Source organism: Rhizobium sp. 01T437, from assembly GCF_056398505.1.
Genome location: NZ_JBFTPM010000006.1, coordinates 84,868 through 106,702, shown reverse-complemented (window position 1 = coordinate 106,702; position 21,835 = coordinate 84,868). Strand labels below are relative to the sequence as shown.

At 61.5% G+C, this 21,835-nt stretch carries 19 protein-coding genes; 8 read left to right on the top strand and 11 right to left on the bottom strand.

Annotation, left to right across the window (positions count from 1 at the left end; genetic code table 11):
* Position 1 precedes the first annotated feature (1 nt).
* Positions 2-2,512 carry a ligase-associated DNA damage response DEXH box helicase gene (locus AC1DM5_RS13540; RefSeq protein ID WP_477975108.1) on the top strand — a complete coding sequence of 837 codons (2,511 nt, stop codon included), beginning with the start codon at positions 2-4 and terminating at the stop codon, positions 2,510-2,512.
* A 23-nt stretch (positions 2,513-2,535) separates the two neighbouring features.
* Positions 2,536-3,261, top strand: a complete 726-nt coding sequence (gene pdeM, locus AC1DM5_RS13535) for a ligase-associated DNA damage response endonuclease PdeM (protein WP_477819161.1) — start codon at positions 2,536-2,538, stop codon at positions 3,259-3,261.
* 36 nt (positions 3,262-3,297) lie between these two features.
* Here the strand turns inward: pdeM and AC1DM5_RS13530 are convergent, their stop codons facing one another.
* Together AC1DM5_RS13530 and AC1DM5_RS13525 are read right to left on the bottom strand one after the other, a co-directional pair.
* Complete coding sequence (locus tag AC1DM5_RS13530) at positions 3,298-3,879, bottom strand: transglycosylase SLT domain-containing protein (protein ID WP_310378984.1); 582 nt, start codon at positions 3,877-3,879, stop codon at positions 3,298-3,300.
* Positions 3,880-3,936: 57 nt separating this feature from the next.
* A complete protein-coding gene (locus tag AC1DM5_RS13525; RefSeq protein ID WP_477818979.1) occupies positions 3,937-4,884 on the bottom strand; it encodes an alpha/beta hydrolase family protein in 948 nt (315 codons plus the stop codon).
* 83 nt (positions 4,885-4,967) lie between these two features.
* Between AC1DM5_RS13525 and AC1DM5_RS13520 the strand changes: the two genes are divergently transcribed.
* A complete protein-coding gene (locus AC1DM5_RS13520) occupies positions 4,968-5,549 on the top strand; it encodes a TetR/AcrR family transcriptional regulator (RefSeq protein ID WP_477818978.1) in 582 nt (193 codons plus the stop codon).
* Here AC1DM5_RS13520 and AC1DM5_RS13515 read toward each other — a convergent pair whose 3' ends face one another.
* The 8 genes from AC1DM5_RS13515 to AC1DM5_RS13480 form a co-directional block, all read right to left on the bottom strand.
* Positions 5,550-6,110 (bottom strand): dihydrofolate reductase family protein, encoded by a 561-nt coding sequence (locus tag AC1DM5_RS13515; RefSeq protein ID WP_477818977.1) that lies wholly within the window; start codon positions 6,108-6,110, stop codon positions 5,550-5,552. It lies immediately after the preceding gene.
* A 226-nt stretch (positions 6,111-6,336) separates the two neighbouring features.
* Positions 6,337-7,137 (bottom strand): TIGR02186 family protein, encoded by an 801-nt coding sequence (locus AC1DM5_RS13510; RefSeq protein WP_477818976.1) that lies wholly within the window; start codon positions 7,135-7,137, stop codon positions 6,337-6,339.
* Complete coding sequence (locus AC1DM5_RS13505) at positions 7,137-8,060, bottom strand: sulfite exporter TauE/SafE family protein (protein ID WP_477818975.1); 924 nt, start codon at positions 8,058-8,060, stop codon at positions 7,137-7,139. Before AC1DM5_RS13505 ends, AC1DM5_RS13510 begins: the two co-directional genes overlap by 1 nt.
* A gap of 224 nt (positions 8,061-8,284) precedes the next feature.
* Positions 8,285-12,052 (bottom strand): peptidoglycan-binding protein, encoded by a 3,768-nt coding sequence (locus tag AC1DM5_RS13500; protein WP_477818974.1) that lies wholly within the window; start codon positions 12,050-12,052, stop codon positions 8,285-8,287.
* Positions 12,053-12,337: 285 nt separating this feature from the next.
* On the bottom strand, positions 12,338-12,703 hold the full coding sequence (locus tag AC1DM5_RS13495) for a VOC family protein (protein ID WP_477818973.1): 366 nt from the start codon (positions 12,701-12,703) through the stop codon (positions 12,338-12,340).
* Positions 12,704-12,792: 89 nt separating this feature from the next.
* On the bottom strand, positions 12,793-13,494 hold the full coding sequence (locus AC1DM5_RS13490) for an SDR family NAD(P)-dependent oxidoreductase (protein WP_477818972.1): 702 nt from the start codon (positions 13,492-13,494) through the stop codon (positions 12,793-12,795).
* Between the two features lie 77 nt (positions 13,495-13,571).
* Positions 13,572-14,255 carry a DNA-3-methyladenine glycosylase I gene (locus tag AC1DM5_RS13485; RefSeq protein WP_477818971.1) on the bottom strand — a complete coding sequence of 228 codons (684 nt, stop codon included), beginning with the start codon at positions 14,253-14,255 and terminating at the stop codon, positions 13,572-13,574.
* Between the two features lie 96 nt (positions 14,256-14,351).
* On the bottom strand, positions 14,352-14,741 hold the full coding sequence (locus AC1DM5_RS13480) for a hypothetical protein (RefSeq protein WP_477818970.1): 390 nt from the start codon (positions 14,739-14,741) through the stop codon (positions 14,352-14,354).
* Positions 14,742-14,974: 233 nt separating this feature from the next.
* Here AC1DM5_RS13480 and AC1DM5_RS13475 point away from each other — a divergent pair, with 233 nt between their 5' ends.
* From AC1DM5_RS13475 to AC1DM5_RS13455, 5 genes are all read left to right on the top strand, one after another.
* The gene (locus AC1DM5_RS13475) at positions 14,975-16,768 is read left to right on the top strand and encodes an acyl-CoA dehydrogenase C-terminal domain-containing protein (protein WP_477818969.1); all 1,794 of its coding nucleotides are present in this window, start codon (positions 14,975-14,977) and stop codon (positions 16,766-16,768) included.
* 140 nt (positions 16,769-16,908) lie between these two features.
* Positions 16,909-18,117 carry an acetyl-CoA C-acetyltransferase gene (locus tag AC1DM5_RS13470; RefSeq protein ID WP_477818968.1) on the top strand — a complete coding sequence of 403 codons (1,209 nt, stop codon included), beginning with the start codon at positions 16,909-16,911 and terminating at the stop codon, positions 18,115-18,117.
* A 12-nt stretch (positions 18,118-18,129) separates the two neighbouring features.
* Positions 18,130-20,343, top strand: coding sequence for a 3-hydroxyacyl-CoA dehydrogenase NAD-binding domain-containing protein (locus tag AC1DM5_RS13465; RefSeq protein ID WP_477818967.1), 2,214 nt, complete (start codon positions 18,130-18,132; stop codon positions 20,341-20,343).
* A 159-nt stretch (positions 20,344-20,502) separates the two neighbouring features.
* Positions 20,503-20,850 carry an ArsR/SmtB family transcription factor gene (locus AC1DM5_RS13460; protein WP_477818966.1) on the top strand — a complete coding sequence of 116 codons (348 nt, stop codon included), beginning with the start codon at positions 20,503-20,505 and terminating at the stop codon, positions 20,848-20,850.
* Positions 20,851-20,858: 8 nt separating this feature from the next.
* Positions 20,859-21,329, top strand: a complete 471-nt coding sequence (locus AC1DM5_RS13455; protein ID WP_477975106.1) for an SRPBCC family protein — start codon at positions 20,859-20,861, stop codon at positions 21,327-21,329.
* Between the two features lie 82 nt (positions 21,330-21,411).
* Here the strand turns inward: AC1DM5_RS13455 and AC1DM5_RS13450 are convergent, their stop codons facing one another.
* Complete coding sequence (locus AC1DM5_RS13450) at positions 21,412-21,723, bottom strand: ArsR/SmtB family transcription factor (protein ID WP_477818964.1); 312 nt, start codon at positions 21,721-21,723, stop codon at positions 21,412-21,414.
* Positions 21,724-21,835 lie beyond the last annotated feature (112 nt).

Below are 21,835 nucleotides of genomic sequence, written 5' to 3'. Positions count from 1 at the left end.
CGTGGATCAGATCGATGCCGAGACCAGCCTTGCCTTGCCTACACCCTTCCTCCGCTGGTTTGCGGAAAAGGGCTGGCGCCCGCGCGCCCACCAGCTTGAATTGCTGGCCCGTGCCGAAGCCGGCGAGAGCACGCTGCTCATCGCGCCCACCGGCGCCGGCAAGACGCTCGCCGGCTTTCTGCCGTCGCTGACCGACCTCACGCGCCGTGGCAAGATCCCGCCTGGCTCGGCCTTCACTGGCATCCACACGCTCTACGTTTCGCCGCTGAAGGCGCTGGCCGTTGATATCGAGCGCAACCTGATGAAGCCTGTCACCGAGATGGGCTTGCCGATATCGATCGAGAACCGCACCGGTGATACGCCGAACGCCAAGCGCCAGCGCCAGAAGCTCAACCCGCCCGACATCCTGCTGACGACGCCGGAGCAGGTCGCCCTGTTATTGGCAAACCGGGAGGCCGAACGCTTCTTCAAGGATTTGAAATATGTCATCTTCGACGAGCTGCATTCGCTCGTCACCTCAAAGCGCGGGCACATGCTCTCGCTCGGCCTTGCTCGGCTGCGCAGGCTTGCGCCCGATTTGAGGACCATCGGGCTCTCCGCCACCGTTGCCGAACCCCTGGATTTGCAGAAATGGCTGGTGGCGCAGCAGGAGGGCAGGGAAAACCATGCCGGCCTCGTGCTCGTCGAAGGCGGCGCCAAGCCCAATATCTCCATTCTCGATACCGAGGAGCGCATCCCCTGGTCCGGCCATGCCGCCAAATATGCGATCCCGGATGTCTACCGGCAGCTGATCGATCACAAGACGACGCTGCTCTTCGTCAATACCCGCTCGCAGGCCGAAATGCTCTTTCAGGAGCTCTGGACGGTCAACGAGGAGAACCTGCCGATCGCGCTCCATCATGGTTCGCTGGATGTTGCCCAGCGCCGCAAGGTCGAAGCCGCGATGGCCGCCAACCGACTGCGGGCCGTCGTCGCCACATCGACCCTCGACCTCGGCATAGACTGGGGCGATATCGACCTCGTCATTCATGTCGGCGCGCCGAAGGGCGCCTCGCGCCTTGCCCAGCGCATCGGCCGCGCCAATCATCGCATGGACGAGCCGTCGAAGGCGATCCTCGTCCCCGCCAACCGCTTCGAGGTCATGGAGTGCCAGGCAGCACTCGATGCGAATTACATCGGCGCGCAGGATACGCCCCCCGTCGGCCGCGGTGGACTCGATGTACTTGCCCAGCACGTGCTCGGCATGGCCTGTGCCGAACCCTTCGACATGCTGGAACTCTATGATGAGATCACCAGCGCCTCGCCTTATGCCGATCTTCCGTGGGAGACATTCGAGCGCGTCGTCGACTTCGTGGCGACCGGTGGCTACGCTCTGCGCACCTATGAGCGTTATGCCCGCATCCGCAAGACCAAGGAAGGCCGCTGGCGCGTCTCCAATCCGCAGGTGGCACAGCAATATCGCCTGAACCTCGGCACCATTGTCGAGGATCCGATGCTGAACATCCGCATGGCTAAACGCGGCGAGGGTGGCAGGCTCGGCCGTCCGGGTGCCGTGCTCGGCAAGGTCGAGGAATATTTCCTCGAACAGCTCGCACCGGGCGATACGTTCATCTTCTCCGGCAAGGTGCTCCGCTTCGAAGGCATCCGGGAAAACGAGGCGCTTGTGAGCCAGGCCTATTCCTTCGATCCGAAAATCCCTTCCTACGCCGGCGGCAAGTTCCCGCTCTCGACCTACCTTGCCGATCAGGTCCGCTCGATGCTGGATGATCCCGATCGCTGGCACCGTCTGCCGGATCAGGTGCGAGACTGGCTCTCACTGCAGAAGGAAAAATCTCTCCTGCCGAAACGTGACGAGCTGTTGATCGAGACCTTCCCGCGCGGCAGCCGCGATTACATGGTCATCTATCCCTTCGAAGGGCGGCTCGCACACCAGACGCTCGGCATGCTGCTCACCCGCCGGCTGGACAGGACAGGGGCAAAACCCCTCGGTTTCGTCGCAACGGATTATTCCCTCGCCATCTGGGGGCTTGAAGATATCGGTCTGATGATCGCCAACGGCCGCCTCAGACTTTCCGATCTCTTCGACGAGGACATGCTAGGCGACGATCTGGAATCCTGGCTGAATGAATCCTTCCTTCTGAAGCGCACCTTCCGCAATTGTGCCGTGATTGCAGGCTTGATCGAGCGGCGCCATCCGGGAAAGGAAAAGACCGGCCGGCAGATCACCGTCTCCGCCGACCTGATCTATGATGTGCTCCGAACCCATGAGCCCGACCACATCCTGCTGCAGGCGACGCGACAGGATGCGTCCACCGGTCTTTTGGATATTTCCCGACTTGGCGATATGCTGAGACGAATCAAGGGCCACATCACCCACCGGGCGCTGGACCATATTTCGCCGCTCGCCGTGCCGGTCATGCTGGAAATCGGCAAGGAATCGGTGCCGGGCCAGGCCCATGACGCGCTGCTGGCCGAAGCCGCCGACGACCTGATCGCCGAGGCGATGGCCTGAAATTTTTAGGAATGACGAGAGTGATGAATCGCCTTGCGCTCGCGCGCGACATGACTGGCCTTGCCGCAATACCGGGCGTCGAAACCGCCATTCACGGTGTTGCCGCGGTCTGTGATCCGCTCGGCGCGCTCTATCTGCCGGATGCCGGCATTCTCGTCGTCTCCGACCTGCATCTGGAAAAAGGGGCGGCCTTTGCCCGCCGCGGCATGATGTTGCCGCCTTACGATACGCTGGCGACGCTCACTGTGCTCGCGGCCGTCATCTCCCGCTACGACCCGAAAATCGTCATTTCGCTCGGCGACAATTTTCACGACCGCGTCGGCTCCGAGCATCTGCCGGATGCCTTCCGCACGCTGATCGTCGAAATGGCCCGCGGCCGCGAATGGATCTGGATCAATGGCAACCATGATCCTGACGGCACCGTCAACCTGCCGGGTACCTGCTCCGACGAGCTCTATTATGCCGGCCTGACCTTCCGTCATGAGCCGCGCGATGGCTTGCAGAAGGGTGAAATCGCCGGCCATCTGCATCCGGCAGCCACCGTCCGCCGCCGCGAAAAATCCGTTCGCCGTCCCTGTTTCGCGACGGACGGCGGCCGCCTGCTGATGCCCGCCTTCGGCGTCATGAGCGGTGGTCTCGACCTTGGCCACAAGGCCATGAAGGGCCTCTTCGACAAGGCGTCGCTGATTGCTCATCTGCTCGGCCGTGACAGGATCTATTCGGTCCGGTACGACAATTTGCGGGGCTGACACCGTCTCCCTTTCCCACTGGGAGAAGGGAATAACTCAATTACATCCCTGCAGTTGCTGCTGATAGGTCCCGGCCATCCGCGCAAATTTCTGCGCCGTCTGCTGCAACTGACCATTGTTGCGCCAGTCGCCGCGTTTGTATCCCGTCGGACCGGAGTAATAGGCAAGGTAGAGACCATAGGCGTCGTTGAGCGGAATACCCGTCGCCTGACTGTTGCTGTAGTGGTACCAGCCGATGAAATCGATCGCGTCGGCGAAGTTGGTACGCGTTGCGGCCCAGTTGCCGGTTTCGGACTGGTAGTGGTCCCAGGTCCCGTTCAGCGCCTGCGAATAGCCATAGGCCGTCGAAGGCCGCGTCCAGGGAATGAAGCCGAAGAGTTTCGTGCGCGGCGGCCGCGCATAAGGCTGGAAGCCGGATTCGACATACATGGTCGCCATCAGGATTGGCACCGGCACGCCGTATTTCTTCTCCGCACGCTCTGCAGCACCCTGCCAGCTTGTGAAGAGACCATCCTTCTGATCGAAGACGGCGCAGATATTTCTCGTCTGGCGGGGCGCCGTCGCGCAGCCGGCAAGCAGGGCCAGCCCGATGACCGCGAGCACGATACGAGTACGCATGATACAAACCTCTCGTTTCCGAGAGATTACTAACTCGTAAACGTTAAAGAGCGGTTTTTATGCGAATACGAGATGTTCCGACGGCTTTTTACCAGGCCAGGGATTGGTGCCGTCCCGCAGCCAGAGCAGAGTGTCGAGCCAGAAGCCGGCGGCGTGGCGGGCGTGGAAAAGATCGAAATGCCCGATCTTCGGAAATCCGAGATCTTCAGGCATCAGCAGCACTTCTTCCACCTTTGCATTGCGATAGTGAGAAAGACCGCGCCTGATAGCCCGGACGGTCGCAATCTCATCATCGGTGACGGTGAGGCTCAGGATTGGCGCATGAAAATTTTCAAAGGGCTTCGACGCGCCGGCCCTTTCGGCAGCCGATGGATGAGGATCGATCCATTCCCGCTGGAACGCCCAGTCGAGCGCAACGCCCTTCGGAAGATCCTCGAGCCAGCCGAGACGCCGCCCCGGAAAATAGCCGAACAGCAAGGTCGCCGCTGGCATGAAAAGATGCCATTTCAGGAGCAGCCGCCAGCGGTGCGCGAGGGCATAGTCTCGCCAGTTCCCATATTGCGCGCCGACCGCAAGCATGCGCGTGATGCGGTCGGCATGCGCCGAAAGGCCGGGCAGAAAGCCGCCGATACTGTGTCCGACGACGAAAAGCGGCTGGCCGGGCCGCTGGCCCTCCATGAAGAGCAGCGCCGCATCGAAATCCCGTTCGCCCCAGTCCCGCCAGCGATAGCCGCAGCCGCGTAACCGTTCCGGGTGCGACAGGCCGATGCCGCGATAATCATAGGTCAGCACGTCAAAGCCGTGTTCGGCGAGAAAGCGCGCATAATAGTGATAATAGTGTGCCGCAACGCCGGTTGCCGGATTGATGACGACGCTGCCATTGTTGCGGTCGCTGATTGCACTCCAGAGATGGCCGCGAAGTTCCACGCCGTCACGGCAGCCGATCGCGACAGCTGCCGCCTCCCGTGCAAGGTCGCTCTTCCCCCGTTTTTCTGCAGCCGGCATATATCTCTCCCTTGCCTGCACTTGGGGGACAGTAGGCGACAGTTGATGTTGAGCATACTCACTAGTCGGTATACATTGCCGACATGGTCAAATCCGCTTCCGACACACGCGAACGCATCGTCGCCGCTGCGGCCAAACTGTTCTACAGCGAAGGCATTCGGGCCGTGAGCGTTGATGCCGTGGCGGAGAAAGCTGATGTCACGAAGCGCACCCTCTATTATCATTTCGACAGCAAGGACGACCTGATCGCCGCCTATCTGGAAACCCGCGACCAGCCCAATCTTGCAGTCTATCGGCGCTGGTTTGCGGAAACGGATGGGGATCTGGCGGCGAAGGTGAAGGGTATATTCGACAATCTGGCTCGCTCGGCCCGGCATCCGAAATGGAAGGGCTGCGGCTATCTCAGGACCTCGGCTGAACTTGCCAATATGCCCGGCCATCCCGCCATCAAGGTTGGTGCCGCGCATAAGAAGAATGTCGAGCAATGGCTCGCTGCTATCTTCGAGGAGCAGCATCTTGTCGAGCCGCCAAAGCTCGCCCGCCAGGTCGTTTTGCTGCTCGACGGCTCCTTTGCCGCCGTGCTCCTGCATCGCGATCCCACCTATATGGAAACGGCAGGCGAAGCGGCCGCAGCCTTGGTGGCTGCAGCCGGTAAAGGCAAATGATCAGACTGCCCTGACGGGCTCGTAGCGCAGGATCACCGCGCCGCTCTTCGTCACAGACGAGTCGAGCAGCTTCAGGGACTGCTGTGCATCCGCAGGCTTGAAATGCGGATTACCGCGACCGAGAATGACGGGCACGAGGCAGATGCGGATTTCATCCACCAACCCCGCCTTCAGCAGGGTATCGGCAAGTTCGGCGCTGCCGAAGATGAAGATCGTCTTGCCATCCTCTTCCTTCAGCCGCTTCAGTTCGAATACCGGATCATTGACGACGCGCGTGTTGTTCCAGTCCGCCTTTTCCATGGTCCGCGAGACGGCGATCTTGGCGATGCTGTTCATATAGGCCTTGATCTTGTCTTCGCTCTCCGCGCTCGGCCAGTAGGCGGCCATGCCCTCATAGGTCTTGCGGCCGAAGACCAAGAGGTCGCCTTCCTCGCCGAACTGCTCGGCATATTTCTCCAGCTCCGGCCCCCAGGCCAGATTGTGGAACTCGATGTCCCACGGCTTCGTCCCTTCGAAGTAACCGTCCAGCGTCATCAGGTTCCAGACAACAAGCTTCCTCATCTCATCCTCCAATGGATCACGCCCTTCAAAACTAGTTGCTATAAACAACTGGTTTTCAAGCTAGCTCGACTGATGGCAAAATGCAAGCGGTTCTCAGCAAGAAGAGTTTGAATGGTGGCTGTGGCGGGCATCGGGACAAGCGTCCGCCACCGGGCACGTCACCGTCCCCGGACGTTTGATAAAAGCCCATTTGAAAGTCATCGCCCGATGGCGGAAATCCGCCCGATCAATCCTTGCGGAAAATCAGGCTTGCACCCCATCCCGTCAGCACGGCCAGCAGCACCGCAAAGCAGCCGTAGAAAATCGGTTGCTCATGCGCCGCATCGGTAATCGTTTGCTCGATGCCCGTCTTGATGACGCGCAGCGGCTGCGATTTCTGCGTCACGAACTTCCCGCTCTTGAACAGATAGGCACGCACCGTGTGTACGCCGTTCGGAATATTGGCCGGCAGCCGCAGGCTTGCCTTGAAGAGGTTGGAGGAGACAAAACGAACGCCGCTCGGATCGCGCTCGTAAAGCCCGCCCGACTGCTGCAGACGCCGGAAGGCGGTGCGGAATTCGTTGAGACTGTTGAAGTTGCCGGCAAAATCGATCGGCCGCAGCGGAATATGATCGATGCCGATACCCTCTCCGGTCAGGTCGAGTGGCGTCGTGATGTCGTCGATGGAGCGCGAACTCGACATCGAATAGGAATGCGGTACGTCGGCAAAGGTCATTGACGAGGTATTGATCCAGATGCCGAAGACCCGCTCCTTCTTGCGCACCGTGGCATCTTCGCGCGGGCCTTCCAGAACCACGATGACGTCATACTGGCCGATGGCGAGCAGCAGGTCGTCGGTATTCGTCACTGCGCCGAAAATCGTCAGATCTGCGCCGCGGAAATCGGAGGTAATGGCGATTTCGCTGGTGGAGGTACCGATTTCCAGCCCTTCGCGCTCGGCCCGCGTCGTTCCCTGTCCGGGCAGCAGCACCTGTGCCGAGGCGGCGACAGGCATGAGAAGGGTAAGGAGCAGGAGGAGCCGAAGCATCAGTTCCCCAATCCCATGACCACCGAATAGATGTCTTCCGGTGTCACGATCAGCGCGACCGCGAGGCGCAGGCCGACGGCAAGAACCAGTAGGCCGAGCAGGGCGCGCAACTGTTCGCCACGCAGCCGCTGGCCGACGCGCACGCCATATTGCGCACCGATGACGCCGGCGAGCATCAGGAAGAAGGCGAGCACGATATCGACCGAATAGTTGGTCGCCGCCTGCACGATCGTTGTATAGGCGGTCACGAAGATGATCTGGAAGAGCGAGGTCCCGACGACCACATTGGTCGGGATGCGCAGCAGATAGATCATCGCCGGCACCATGATGAATCCGCCGCCGACACCCATCACAGAGGTGAGGATGCCGATCGAAAATCCGAGTGTCACGATCGGGATCACCGAGAGATAGATCTTCGATTTCTTGAATCGTACCTTCAGGGGCAGCTTGTGCACCCAGTGCTGATGGCCCGGCCGGCGTGGGGCAGGCGCTTCGTTACGGGCGGCACGACGCATGGCGTTGACGCTTTCCCAGAGCATCAGCCCGCCGACCGTGCCGAGGAAGACGACGTAAAGCAGGGAGATGAAGAGGTCGAGCTGACCGATGGCGCGCAGCAGCGAGAAAATCCAGATGCCGACCGTCGCGCCCGAAAGACCGCCGACAAGCAGCACCGTGCCGAGCTTCACATCCAGCGTGCCGCGCCGGAAATGCGTGATTGCCCCCGATATCGAGGAAGCCACCACCTGGTTGGCGCCTGTCGCGACGGCGACGACCGGGGGGATGTTGTAGAAGATCAGAAGAGGCGTGATCAGGAAGCCGCCGCCAACACCGAACATGCCGGACAGGAAGCCGACGGCAGCCCCCATGCCGAGAATGATGAAGATGTTCACCGACAATTCTGCGATGGGCAGATAGATTGTCACAGCCGACCCCGCTTGTCGCCGCGCCCGCCGCGGCGGCCCGTCTCACGTCCCGTTCGAATGGCGCATCCTACTGTGAAATCGTTGCCAGAGGCTTTCGAAGGAAAAAAGCGCGATCAGCCGGATGCGGGCCTCGATATGTCCCGCATAATCCGGCTTTTTTCAGGTTTTGTGACAGCCGGCCCTAAAAGGCGGAAAGCCCTGCGGCAGAGTGCCGCCGGGTTATTTCAGATAGCCTTGGCGCCTGGTTTGTTACGCTCCAGAAGCGCCTTCACCGTGTCGTCATTGACCTTGCCGGTCGGTTCCTGACCGATCGATTTCTGGAAGTTCTTGATGGCGGTCACCGTCTTGGCGCCCATCTCTCCGTCCGGCGGGCCGGCGTCGAAGCCGTTATTGTTGAGGATCGCCTGGATGTTGCGGATGGCCTTCTTCATGTCGACAGTTGCCGTCTTCGGCGCAGCGCCGCTTGCCCATGCATCGGGGATTTCGATGCCGTTCGCCTTGTTGTCGAGCGGCTGCGGCTTCCAGAGGTCGGCCTTGGCGCGAGCGCGTTCGAGCTGGTCCGGCTTCATGGCATTCGCCACTTCGTCGCGCTTCTGAGCGGCGTCCTTGTCACCGGCCCTGGCGGCGATCGCAAACCACTTGTAGGATTCTTCCAGATCCGCCGGCACGCCATTGCCGCGGGCACAGAGGATGGCGAGGTTGAACTGGCTGTCGGTGATGCCGAGGTCGGCCGCTTTCTGGAACCATGAGGCGGCCGTAGCATAATCCTGCTGGCCGAGCGCGCCGGAGGCGTAGAGTACGGCGAGATTGTGCATGGCGCTGGCATTGCCCTGGGCTGCAGCCTGTTCGTAGAGGGCCTTGGCCTTCTGCACGTCGCGGCCGACGCCATTGCCCTTCTCATACATGCTGCCGAGACGGTACTGCGCCGGCGCAAAGCCCTTGTCGGCGGAAAGCTGGTACCAGCTCGCGGCCTGCTTCTGGTCGGCGGCAAGGCCGTTGCGGCCTTCGGTATAACGCGCACCGATCTCGAAAAGCGCCAGCGCATCGCCGTTGCGTGCTGCGTCGGCGAGCGGCTGCGGCTGGATCGTGTCGGGAACGATGATGGAGGCAGCAGCAGGAGCTGCCAGCGTCGTTGCCTCCGGTGCGGTCGGCGCGTTCGGAACGAAGCTGGATGTCTCCTGTGCCGGTGCCTGGTCGAAGGATTCAGCTCCTTCGCCGTCAAGCGGCGCGGCGTCGGTCAGGTGGTCGGGTGTCGCCGCCTGCGGCTCTGCAGGAGCGGCCGCCTCGGGAGGTGTTGTCTCCGGCGTCATCGTCGGCGCCTGGGCACCGATTTCCGGTGCGATTGCTTCCGGCGCAACCGGTGCAGGGGCTGCCATGTTGGCCTGCGGCATTTCGGTCGCACCGGTCAGGGCCGAGACTTCAGCCGGTGGCGGGGCCTTTTCGCCCGTCGTCAGCGTGCGCGCAAGCGGGAAGGCCATGATGGCGAGCAGGATGGCGCCGACTGCCAGCAGGATCGGCCGGCGGAAGCGCGAGAAGGCGCCACCCTTGCCGGCTTTTTCAGGCTTGGCGGCACGACGCTCGGCGCGCGTCGCAGGCTTTGCGTTGCTGTCGATCTCCATGGCGGCAGCCTGCGCGGCGCGGCGCGCAGCGGCGATGTAGTCCGCCCGATCGTTTTCGGTGGCCGGCTTGCCGCGCTGGGCGTTCTGGCTGGCGCGCACGCGCTCTAGGATCTTCTTCACATCAGGTGCGCCCGAGCCCGGTTCCAGCAGTTCGTTTGCCGCCTCGGTCGGCATCACGTCGACGGGATCGATCGACGGAGCGGGATCGATGACCGTGCGCTCGGCAACCGCCTTTGCTTCCGTCTTGCGCGATGGCACCAGCTTGCGGCCAAGGGTTGCGAGCAGGCCGCCTTTGGCGGGAACAACTGGCTTTTCCTGCTGGCTGGTGGCTTCGATGGCGATCGCGCTGGTGCTGTCGGCCAACGCCGCTTCCGGCATGCGCGGCGCGGCCTCGTCAGCGATGGCGGCCGTGCGCAGCACAGGCGAAGCCTTCGCCGCCTGCATCACCGGAACTTTAGCCGGCTCCCGGGCTGCGTCGACCAGTGCGTAGGGATCGACGTCGAAATCGACTTCTGCCGCCGGTATGCGGGCGGCCGGGCGAACCCGCTCTTCCATCGTATCCAGCCGGTCGGCAATATGCACCAAAGTCTCGTGCAGGGCCTGGAAGGTCTTGTGGGTGCGCTCTTCGCCGTCGCGGCTCAGATCTTCGAGATGCCGCAGATCTTCGGCAAGCGCGACCAGGGCCGACATGTCGGCTGCTGCAGGTGCAGCGCCCTGCGCTCCGCCATTGCGCGAATAAGCATCGACCACCGCTTCCGCCGCCTGCCGCGCTGCCTCGATGATATATTCGTCGTTCGTCGCGATATAATCTTCGATCGCGCCCATGCGGCGGTCGAGATTTGCCGACACTTCGGCGTTTTCGCGTGGTGCGCTCAAGAGTTCGGAGAGATTGGCGATCTGATCTTCGAGGTTCTTCAGCGCGCGCGTGTCGGTCGGCGCGGCCGCCGTGCTTTCTTCGAGCCGCGCGGCGATGTCGCTGAGCCGCCCTTCGAGACGCTGAAAGGCGCTGTCGTCGATAACAGGCGCCGGAGCGGGGCGGATTTCCATTTCGTCGATGCGGCGTGCGAGATAGTCGAGCCGCTTGGCGAGCGCATCATTGACCGAGCCGCTTTCCAGCGCATCGATCTTGCGGGAGATGTCGGAAAGCGTGCCGGTCAGGTCCGGCTGCGGCGCGGCCTTCTGCGTGCGTTCGAGCAGATAGGAAAGGTGCTCAAGCCGCTCGTCGAGACGTGAAGTCGCTTCGGTATTGGCGAGGTCTTCAACGCGCGCCGTCAGCGCTTCCAGCCGGCCCGCCATGTCGTCGGCTGGACCGGGCCGGCTCATGGTGGCCCGACCCATCAGCTCGATCTGGTCGCCAAGTGCGGAAAGGCGGTTTTCCAGCCGCTGCATCAGTACCGGATCGGTACCCGTGGCAGTGCGTCCGCTGGCGGCGATCGCGCGGCTGATCTCGTCGAGCCGCGTATCCATGGCGGCGAACTGTTCGGACATGATCCGGTCGTGCGGCTGGATCAGATTGCCGAACTGCTCGACGGCGGAGGCGATGGTGATTAGCTTGTCTTCCAGCGCCTGCACGGCCGGGCTTTCGCCCATGCCGCCAAGATGCCGCTTGATGTCGTCAAGCCGGTAGGCGAGCGATACCAGCTCTTCCTGCAGCCCGGCCGTGTCGAGCTCTGCCAGGCGATTTTCCACATTGTCCCAGCGCTGTTCCATGTGGCGCATCGAATCTTCGCGCGCCAGCCCGTCCATCAGCGAACGTAGTTCCTCGAAGTCGCTGCGCAGGCCGGTAGCCTCCGGTCCGGCCGAGCGGTTGGTGAGCTGCGCAATGCTCTGCGACAGACGACCCATGTCGGCGCGGATGTCGTCGGCGAAATGCCGGTCCTGCGCGCTGGTCTTGATCTCGCGCAGTTCCGTGCGCAGCGCATTCATCTCACGCGTGACACCTTCGGAAATGTCGCGTTTCAGATCCTGCCGCAGGTTGACGAGTGCCTGGGCGATTTCGTTCATCGTGTCGTTGGAGGCGCGGAAGGCGGGTGCCGCCGGCTGCGGCGCCGGAGCGCGCTGCAGGGCAGGCGCGAGGGCCGGCTCACGCAGAAGGGCCGGCGCCGCTTCGCGCGTATAGGCGCGCTCGCGGTTTTCTCTGGTAGCGTCAAGCGCGCGCTGGCGCTGGCGGATTTCTGCAAGCGGATCGGCTGCGCGCGGCGCATAGGAACTGGCGTAGGGATCACGGTCGGGCGTCGGATTGCGGGGCTGCTGTTCGCGCCCGCTGCCCATCAGGCCTTCTATCCGCGCTTCCAGCCCTTCGATGGTGCGGTTCAACGCGTCGAGCGAGGTCCTGTCGGAATGCCGGGAAGAATGTGATCGCGATCCGTTCATGTTCTTGCTCGCTTCGATTGCCCGGTCTGGGCCCGATCATTGCCTTTTCCGAAGCGTACCCAGGTACACGTCGGAGAGCGCCATCCATAAGGAAATAGTCAATTAGACTTTCCTCAAGCTGGATAGATTTTTGGCGGCACTCCTGAAACGCGAGACAAAGAAAAGGAATGCAGATCGCCAATGCTCACCGCGCACCTTTTACGAAACGTGGTAAAGAACTCGTTAACCCGGATTGGAATTTTTTAACTTTTGCCCTTTTCGGGCCAGTTTGGAGCGCGGAAATCTTCAGATCGGACGCTTGTACTGCAGCTCGATCTTCACGCCCTCTGGCCCATAGACGAAGACCTGGCCGAGATCGGTATCCGGAATGTCGAGATATTCATAGCGATAGCCGCTCGCCTTGATGCGGGCGAGTGCCGATTCGAATTCGAAGAGGCTGAAGGCGACATGGTTGAATATGCCGGGCGGAAAGTCAGCTGCGCGTGAAGTAAGGCTTAGGTGGATGACTGGCCTGTCATCCAGATAGAGCCAGTGGCCGGATGTAGGGAAGGGTGGTCGGTAGCCTTCCTTCACACCGAGAATGCTTTCCAGAAAGCTGATCATGACCGGCGCATTGCGGGTATCGATCGTGACATGGTCCAGTCGCGGCATCGTTCCCTCCCAAGCTGTCGAAGCCGGCCTGATCTTACCGATTTCCATGCTTGCGGAAAAGAAAATATACCGCGCCGTAACCGGCCGGATCAGAAGCTCTCCGTCCAGGGCCGCAGTTCCACCTCTTGCGACCAGGCGCTTCGGTGTTGCAGCAGCACATCGATGTAGGATTGCGCGACCGCATCAGGCGAAAGCGTGCCATCAGGCTTGTCTTCGCGGTCGGGTCTGGTGGTCGATCGCACGCCGCCGTCGATAATGAAATGTGCCACATGGATGCCCAGCGGCCCAAGCTCGCGGGCGGCACTTTGCGCCAGGCCGCGCAGGGCGAATTTTCCCATGGCAAAGGGCGCCGATTGCGCAAATCCCTTGATGCTGGCCGTCGCCCCTGTCAGCAGGATCGCCCCGCGCCCCTGCGGGATCATGCGTTTTGCCGCCTGTTGCGTGACGAGGAAGCCGCCGAAGGCACTGGTCGCGATCGCCTGTTCCACATCAGCAGGATCGAGCTCGGCGATCGGCCCGCGCACCCGGCCGCTGGCATTATAGATCACGATATCAGGCTGGCCGATCTCCGCATCCACGCGCTCGAACAGCGCCGAAACCGCCGCCGGTTGTGCGGCATCAGTGGCGAAGGCCTTGGCCCCGGTTTCGTCGAGCAGCGGCCCGAGCTTGCCGATATTGCGTGCTGCAAGGCCAACCTTCACGCCGCGGTCTGAAAGCTTGCGGGCGAGCGAGCCGCTGATGCCGGAACCGGCGCCGACAATCAGCGCGCTGCGATAGGGAAACTCGGCCATGATCTTCTCCTTGGGATGAACCTTTCGAGAGAGGTAGGCAGTCCCGGCCCTTCAAAAAACCGTCGGGCGGAAATTTTTCACGCTTCCGGCGCGTCGATCGAAAGCCCGCAGATACGTGAGAGATAGGCGAGCGGCTGCCCCGTTTCCTTGGCCCAGCGGTTAAACGTCTGCTGGATCAGTTGCTGATCCTTCTTGCCGGTCCCGGACGCCGAGAGCGGCACGCCCGCATCCCTCAGGCAGGCGAGCACATCTGATGTCATGATGAAACTGTCGCGGCCGATGCCGCGCAGGAAATATTGACCCGTGCCTCCGCCCAGCCGGCTGCCGCGCTTGGTGAGCACTTCGAGCAGGCCGATATGGTCCTCGCGCGGCCAGTTCGCGAAGAAGGCGCCGGCGCTGCCCGCTTCGTTCGCCAGTTCGCGCACGAAGGCCGCATTGGCGCGTACCGACATGATCTTCGCACCGTTCTTGACGATGCGGTCATCACCAGTCAGATCATGCCAAAATTCGTCGGGAGCGATGTTGAGGGCGGCGGGATCGAAGCCATCGAAAGCTTCTTCGAAGCCCGGCCATTTATTATCGATGACCTTGTGAACGAAGCCGCTGTAGAAGATGCGCCGGGTCATCTGCGAAAGAATGCGATCGTCGGGCAGCGCGCGCAGCGCCTCATGATCAGGCATGGCCGGCAGCATCGCTTTCAGCGCATCGGCTCCGCCTTTTCTCTCTTCGGCGCGTCGCCGTATGATATCGAAATCGCTCAAGGCTCCGCTCCCCGAATGGACTTTGCTTACGCAAGCCTATTCCGGGAGCTGTCCTGCCTTCAAGCGGTTTGGACCTTCAAGCCGTAAGATCCATGCTCAGGCTGCTACGGTTTCGCGCACCTCATCTAAGAGGAAATGCACGATCAGATAATCGATCTTGTAATGCCGTCCGCTATCGCTGACTTTCTCCTCGCTGCCGCCATCGGCAGGGTGCCAGGGGTGATAGTGCGGGTTGGTGGCGATCAGTGTCACCGCCTTGCCGGCGTAGGGACCTTCGCCCGGCCGGAACCGCATCTCTGCCAGCGGCCAGATGCGTTCGTAGGTTTCCATGGGAATACGCACTCTCAGCGCCTTACGCAGAGCCGGAGGCTCGTCATGCGCAACAAGCCGTTCGCCGTTGACCGGCTCGACTGTTATGGGCTCGATGGTCACTTCCTCCGCCGTATCGAAAATGGAATTGAACTCCGCAGGCCACGCTCTCTTCATGAAACAGCTCCTCCCAGGCTTCTCCAAAGTCGCAAGAGGAGTGTAGCGCGCTTAGCCGGAGAAGCAACGGACTATTCCCGCCGAAGCGATAATGGCGCTGCATGGTTGCCCCTCTCCACACACTTCACAAAATTGCGCGCACGCGGAATTTGACGTTTACGCAAACGTCAATATTTTGTAAGAGAGTCTCAAGGCCGGAGCGATCCGGTTGCCGAATTGGAGGAATTCGAACGATGCCAGTCTACAAGGCCCCGGTGAACGACACGCTCTTCGTGCTGAACGACGTGCTGGGTCTCGAGCGCTATAATAATCTGCCGGGTTTTGCCGATGCGACACCCGATATGATCGAAGCGATCCTCGGCGAGGCCGGAAGGGTTGCCGAGGAAGCTCTTTTTCCGCTGAATTATTCCGGCGATCTGGAAGGCTGCACTCGCCACGACGATGCCAGCGTCTCTACGCCGAAGGGCTTCAAGGAGGCCTATAAAGCCTATCGCGAAGGGGGCTGGATCGGCCTTGCGGTGCCGGCGGAATTCGGTGGGCAGGGGCTTCCCTATACGCTGCATACCGCCGTCGGCGAATATACCTCCGCCGCCAACATGTCGCTGATGATGTATCCCGGCCTGACTCAGGGCGCCATCGCTGCAATCCTCGTCCACGGCACCGAGGAGCAGAAGAGCACCTACCTGCCGAAGATGGTGGACGGCAGCTGGTCCGGCACCATGAACCTCACCGAGCCGCATTGCGGCACCGATCTCGGCATGCTGCGCACCAAGGCAGTGCCGCAGGCTGATGGCAGCTACAGGATATCAGGCCAGAAGATCTTCATCTCCGCCGGCGAGCATGACCTGGCCGACAACATCATCCACCTGGTGCTGGCCCGCATCGAAGGCGCGCCTGAGGGCACCAAGGGCCTCTCGCTTTTCATCGTCCCGAAGTTCCTCGTCGGCAAGGACGGCGCGCAGGGCGCCCGCAACGGCGTTTCCTGCGGCGCCATCGAACACAAGATGGGCATCCATGCCAACGCCACCTGCGTCATGAACTACGACGAGGCGACGGGCTTCCTGATTGGCACCGAAAACCGCGGCCTCAACGCCATGTTCGTGATGATGAACGAGGCCCGCCTGATGGTCGGCCTGCAGGGCATTGCCATTTCCGAGATCGCCTATCAGAACGCCGCCAATTACGCCCGCGATCGCATCCAGGGCCGCTCGCTGTCAGGTGTGAAGGCGCCGGACAAGAAGGCCGATCCGATCATCGTCCATCCCGATATCCGCCGCTCGCTGATGACTATCCGCGCCTTCAACGAGGCCGGCCGCGCCTTCCTGCTCTGGACCGCGCTCAAGTCTGATATCGCCCATCGCGCCACCGACGAGAAGGAGCGCCAGACGGCCGACGATATTCTCGGCCTCGTCACCCCGATCCTGAAGGGAGTGATGACCGACAAGGGCTTCGATCATGCCGTCATGGCCCAGCAGGTCTTCGGCGGTCACGGCTATATCGAAGAGCACGGCATGAGCCAGTATGTGCGCGATGCCCGCATCGCCATGATCTATGAAGGCGCCAACGGTATCCAGGCACTCGATCTCGTCGGTCGCAAGCTGGCGCTGAACGGCGGCCGCGCGGCCATGGCGCTCTTCAAGGAGATCGGCGATTTCTGCGAAGAAAATCGCAATGACGAGCAACTCGGCTTCTTCACCAAGCACCTGAAAAAGGGCTTGAACGATGTGCAGGGTGCGACCATGTGGTTCATGCAGAACGCCATGGCCAAGCCCGACAATGCCGGTGCCGGCTCCACCGATTACATGCACCTCTTCGGCCTTGTCGTTCTCGGATATATGTGGGCGCGCATGGCAAAAGCCGCCAACGAGCGTCTTGCCGCCGGCGATGCCAGGGAGGACTATCTGAAGAACAAGCTGATCACGGCGAAGTTCTTCATGGAGCGCGTGATGCCGGAAACCGCATTGCGCAAGACCCGCATCGAAACCGGCGCCGACACGATGATGGAACTGGCCGCCGAAGCGTTTTGATTGCGATCCCCTTCTCCCCCGGGGGAGAAGGTGGCCCGAAGGGCCGGATGAGGGGGCCGCAAGCGCAACCTTCTCCGGCTCTGGCCTTGCCGGAAGAGCAAAATTCACCGGCGCCTTTGCGCCGCCAGGGAGATGAGACAATGACCGAGGTTTTCATTTACGATCACGTCCGCACGCCTCGCGGCCGAGGCAAGAAGGATGGCTCACTCCACGAAGTGCCCTCCGTCCGCCTCGCGGCAAAGACGCTGGAGGCGATCCGCGACCGCAACGGCCTGAATACCGAAACGGTCGACGACATCATCATGGGCTGTGTCGACCCGGTCATGGATGCCGGCGCCGTCATCCCAAAGGCTGCCGCCTTCGAGGCCGGTTATTCGACGAAAGCACCCGGCATGCAGATCTCCCGCTTCTGCGCCTCCGGCCTCGATGCCGTGAATTTCGGCGCCGGCAAGATCGCGCAGGGCGCTGACGATATCGTCATCGCCGGCGGCGTCGAAAGCATGTCGCGCGTCGGCCTCGGCATGTCCGGCGGCGCCTGGTTCATGGACCCCTCGGTCAACTTCCCGGCCTATTTCATGCCACAGGGCGTGTCGGCCGATCTCATCGCCACCAAATACGGCTTCTCCCGCGACGACGTCGATGCTTACGCCGTCGAAAGCCAGAAGCGCGCGGCGAATGCGTGGAACAACGGCTGGTTCAAGAATTCCGTCATCCCGGTCAAGGATCAGAATGGCCTGACCATCCTCGCCCATGACGAACACATGCGCCCCGGCACAGATATGCAGGCGCTCGCCTCCCTCAATCCCTCCTTCCAGATGCCGGGCGAAATGGGCGGCTTCGAAGCTGTCGCGATCCAGGCCCATCCGGAAGTCGAGCGCGTCACTTACGTCCACCATGCCGGCAATTCCTCCGGCATCGTCGATGGCGCCGCTGCTGTCCTGCTCGGCTCGAAAGCCGGGGGGACAAGCATGGGCTTGAAGCCGCGCGCCCGCGTCAAGGCCTTCGCCAATATCGGCTCCGACCCGGCTCTGATGCTGACCGGCCCCGTCGATGTCACCGAAAAGCTCCTGAAGCGCACGGGCATGACGCTTGCCGATATCGACCTCTTCGAATTGAACGAAGCCTTTGCCGCCGTCGTGCTGCGCTACATGCAGGCCTTCGACATTCCGCATGACCAGATCAACGTCAATGGCGGGGCGATCGCCATGGGCCATCCGCTCGGCGCGACCGGCGCCATGATCCTCGGCACCGTGCTGGACGAGCTTGAGCGCCGCGATCTCAACACCGCGCTGGTCACCCTCTGCATCGGCGCCGGCATGGGCACGGCAACCATCATCGAACGCGTTTAAGGGAGAGAGACGATGAGCTACACCAACTTCACCGTCGAGACCGATGCGGATGGTATCGCGCTGGTCACCTGGGACATGCCCGGCAAGTCGATGAACGTCTTCACCGAAGAGGTGATGAACGAACTCGATGCGATCATCGGTGCCACGGTTGCCGACAGCGCCGTCAAGGGCGTGGTCATCACCTCGGGCAAGTCCTCCTTCTCGGGCGGTGCCGATCTCTCGATGATCAAGTCCATGTTCACACTCTACCAGCAGGAGAAGGCCGCAAATCCTGACGGTGCGGCACAGAAACTCTTCGATCTGGTCGGCCGTATGACCGGCCTGTTCCGCAAGCTCGAAACCTGCGGCAAGCCCTGGGTTTCCGCCATCAACGGCACCTGCATGGGTGGCGCGCTGGAAATGTCGCTTGCCTGCCACGGCCGCGTCGCCTCCAATACCAAGAGCGTCAAGATCGCCCTGCCGGAAGTCAAGGTCGGCATCTTCCCCGGCGCCGGCGGCACACAGCGCATCTCGCGGCTGACCGATGCCCAGTCCGCCTTGCAGATGATGACGACGGGCCAGTCGCTGAACGCCTCGCGCGCAAAGGCCATGAACCTCATCCATCAGGTGGTCGATCCGGATCAGCTCATTCCGGCCGCCAAGCAGATGATCAAGGACGGCCTAAAGCCCGTCGCCCCCTGGGACGAAAAGGGCTTCAAGGTGCCGGGCGGCGGCATCTGGACACCCGCCGCTGCCCAGCTCTGGCCGGCAGCGCCGGCGATCCTGCGCCGCGAAACAGCGGGCAATTATCCGGGTGCGCTCGCCATCCTGAAATGCGTCTATGAAGGCCTGCAGGTTCCCTTCGACACCGCGCTGAAGATCGAGCAGCGCTATTTCACGCAGGTGCTGCAGACCACCGAAGCCTTCTCGATGATCCGCTCGCTCTTCATCTCCATGCAGGAGCTCAACAAGGGCGCCCGCCGCCCGGCCGGTGTGCCGAAGATGGAACTCAAGAAGGTCGGCGTCGTCGGCGCCGGCTTCATGGGCGCCTCGATCGCCTATGTCACGGCCGCCGCTGGCTTCGAGGTCGTGCTGATCGACCGCGATATTGAGGCTGCCACCAAGGGCAGGGGTGTTGGCGAAGGCCTTGTCAAGGATTCCATCGGTAAGGGGCGTCTTACGCAGGAAGAGGGTGCCGCACTTCTCGCCCGCCTTACACCCTCCGCCGATTATGCGGATCTGAAGGATGCCGATCTCGTCATCGAAGCAGTCTTCGAGGACCGCGCCGTCAAGAAGGCGGTCATCGAGCAGGTGGAGGCCGTCATCCCGGAAACGACGATCTTCGCCTCCAACACCTCGACCCTGCCGATCACGGGCCTTGCCGAAAATTCGAAGCGCCCGGACCAGTTCATCGGCGTGCATTTCTTCTCGCCGGTCGAAAAGATGATGCTGACCGAGGTTATCCTCGGCAAAAACACCGGCGACAGAGCGCTTGCCGTTGCCTTGGATTACGTGGCCGCGATCAAGAAGACGCCCATTGTCGTCAACGATACCAGAGGCTTCTTCGTCAACCGCTGCGTCTTCCGCTATATCCACGAAGCCTATGACATGCTGATCGAAGGCGTGCCGGCGGCGATGATCGAGAATGCCGCCAAGATGGCAGGCATGCCGGTCGGTCCGCTCTCGCTGAACGATGAAGTGGCGATCGATCTCTCGCAGAAGATCCTCAAGGCAACCGTCGCCGATCTCGGCCCCAAGGCCGTAGACGAGCGTCACCTCGCTCTCATCGACAAGCTGGTGGACGAGCTCGATCGCCACGGCCGCAAGAACGGCAAGGGTTTCTACGAATATCCGGCCAAGCCAGCCAAGAAATTCCTCTGGCCGGAGCTGAAGACCTTCTATCCGCAGAAGCCGGCGGACGAGATTGACGTCAATACCCTGAAGCAGCGCTTCCTGGTCACGATCGCGCTCGAAGCCGCCCGCACGATGGAAGAGGGCATCGTCACCGATCCCCGCGAAGCCGACGTCGGCTCCATCCTCGGCTTCGGCTTTGCGCCCTATACCGGCGGCGCGCTGAGCTACATCGACGGCATGGGTGTAAAGGCCTTCGTGGACCTCGCCGAAAAGCTGGCCTCCCGCTATGGCGACCACTTCAAGCCGACGCCGCTCTTGAAGGACATGGCTGCCAAGGGCGAAACCTTCTACAGCCGCTTCGATCCCTATCCGGCAACTGATAAGGCTGCATAATTGGTGAGGCGCCGCGGCTCGCAAGGGCCGCGGGCGCCGCTCTCACATTCCCTCCATCTCTGGCTGGGCTTGAGCGGAGAATCCTGCTGCAGGCACACGAACAGCCAACTCAAAACACTTAGCTCTTGCGCTAAGTATCGGATCCTGATACTTAGCCTTATGGATTACTATTCACATCAACTCGACAGCCTCTTCCTGGCACTGGCCGATCCCACGCGCCGCGCCGTCATCGGTCGTTTAGGCACCGGCCCGGCCAGCATCAGCGACCTTGCAAAGCCTTTCGACATGGCCTTGCCGTCCTTCATGAAACACATTCACCTGCTGGAAGAGACAGGCCTAATCGAAACGAGAAAGCAGGGCCGCGTGCGCACCTGCACGCTTGAAAAGAAGCGTTTCGCGATGGTCGATGTCTGGCTTTCGGCCCAGCGTGCCATCTGGGAAACCCGCACGGACAGGCTCGAAGCTTTCGTTACCGCCACGCAATCGACGGAGGAAAAATCCCAATGAATGCCCCAGTGAACACTCAAATTAATCCGGATCTCGATCTGACCATTTCGCGCATCATCAAGGCACCTGTGGCCACTGTCTGGAGCGCCTGGACCACGCCAGCAAAATTCGAAAAATGGTGGATCCCAGCGCCGGCGCTCTGCCGTGTCGCCGCCATGGAAGTCAAACCCGGCGGCGCCCTAGTGACCGAGATGAGTGAGGATGGCTCCCCCTTTCAGCCGCATCTCAGCGCCTGTTTCCTGGATGTTCAGGAAGGCCGTCGCCTCGTTTTCACCAATGCGCTCCTCGGCGGCTGGCGCCCCGCGCCGACCCCTTTCATGACAGCCATCATCACCTTCGCCGACCATCCCGAAGGCACAGACTACAACGCCCTCGTCATGCACAAGGACAAGGACACCCGCAACACGCATGTGGAGTTGGGCTTCCACGACGGCTGGGGCACGGTCGCCGAGCAGCTCGCCAAGCTCGTGGAGAAATAAAGAATGTTCATGCCCGGCGTAGCAGGCCAGGCTAGAGCAGATAACCGGTGACGGCGGAGAATGCTGGGTGACAAGAAGTCTCCTAACCTGCCAGCAGGCGATCCGTTGTCTGGCCCTCGTCGAACATTTCGCTCAGCATATCGAGGATCACATGGACCTTCTCGGATTTGACTGAGTAGTAGATCGTCTGCGCATCGCGTCGCGTCTTGACGAGGTCTCTGCTGCGGAGCTTGGCAAGGTGTTGGGAGAGTGCCGATTGGCTGATTCCGATAATATCGGCGAGGTTGTTGACCGCCACCTCGCGCTCGGCAAGCGTCTTCAGCATCCGCAGTCGATGAGCGTTTGCCATGACCAGCAGCAGGTCGGCTTTCTTTTCAAAACTATCTGTATTCATTGCTTTCCCTTCACAATCTAGCGGACGGCAATTTATATGACTAATTAAGAATTGTCTTAAGAGTGTGGCCGGGAACAAATTTTTCCCCGTGCTTTTACGAGGTTTCCCGATA

What these genes read in the sequence shown, in the direction of transcription:
- pdeM (WP_477819161.1), top strand. Translation starts at nt 2,536, where the DNA reads ATGAATCGCCTTGCGCTCGCGCGCGACATGACTGGCCTTGCCGCAATA.
- AC1DM5_RS13530 (WP_310378984.1), bottom strand. Translation starts at nt 3,879, where the DNA reads ATGCGTACTCGTATCGTGCTCGCGGTCATCGGGCTGGCCCTGCTTGCC.
- AC1DM5_RS13525 (WP_477818979.1), bottom strand. Translation starts at nt 4,884, where the DNA reads ATGCCGGCTGCAGAAAAACGGGGGAAGAGCGACCTTGCACGGGAGGCG.
- AC1DM5_RS13520 (WP_477818978.1), top strand. Translation starts at nt 4,968, where the DNA reads ATGGTCAAATCCGCTTCCGACACACGCGAACGCATCGTCGCCGCTGCG.
- AC1DM5_RS13515 (WP_477818977.1), bottom strand. Translation starts at nt 6,110, where the DNA reads ATGAGGAAGCTTGTTGTCTGGAACCTGATGACGCTGGACGGTTACTTC.
- AC1DM5_RS13510 (WP_477818976.1), bottom strand. Translation starts at nt 7,137, where the DNA reads ATGCTTCGGCTCCTCCTGCTCCTTACCCTTCTCATGCCTGTCGCCGCC.
- AC1DM5_RS13500 (WP_477818974.1), bottom strand. Translation starts at nt 12,052, where the DNA reads ATGAACGGATCGCGATCACATTCTTCCCGGCATTCCGACAGGACCTCG.
- AC1DM5_RS13495 (WP_477818973.1), bottom strand. Translation starts at nt 12,703, where the DNA reads ATGCCGCGACTGGACCATGTCACGATCGATACCCGCAATGCGCCGGTC.
- AC1DM5_RS13490 (WP_477818972.1), bottom strand. Translation starts at nt 13,494, where the DNA reads ATGGCCGAGTTTCCCTATCGCAGCGCGCTGATTGTCGGCGCCGGTTCC.
- AC1DM5_RS13480 (WP_477818970.1), bottom strand. Translation starts at nt 14,741, where the DNA reads ATGAAGAGAGCGTGGCCTGCGGAGTTCAATTCCATTTTCGATACGGCG.
- AC1DM5_RS13475 (WP_477818969.1), top strand. Translation starts at nt 14,975, where the DNA reads ATGCCAGTCTACAAGGCCCCGGTGAACGACACGCTCTTCGTGCTGAAC.
- AC1DM5_RS13470 (WP_477818968.1), top strand. Translation starts at nt 16,909, where the DNA reads ATGACCGAGGTTTTCATTTACGATCACGTCCGCACGCCTCGCGGCCGA.
- AC1DM5_RS13465 (WP_477818967.1), top strand. Translation starts at nt 18,130, where the DNA reads ATGAGCTACACCAACTTCACCGTCGAGACCGATGCGGATGGTATCGCG.
- AC1DM5_RS13460 (WP_477818966.1), top strand. Translation starts at nt 20,503, where the DNA reads ATGGATTACTATTCACATCAACTCGACAGCCTCTTCCTGGCACTGGCC.
- AC1DM5_RS13450 (WP_477818964.1), bottom strand. Translation starts at nt 21,723, where the DNA reads ATGAATACAGATAGTTTTGAAAAGAAAGCCGACCTGCTGCTGGTCATG.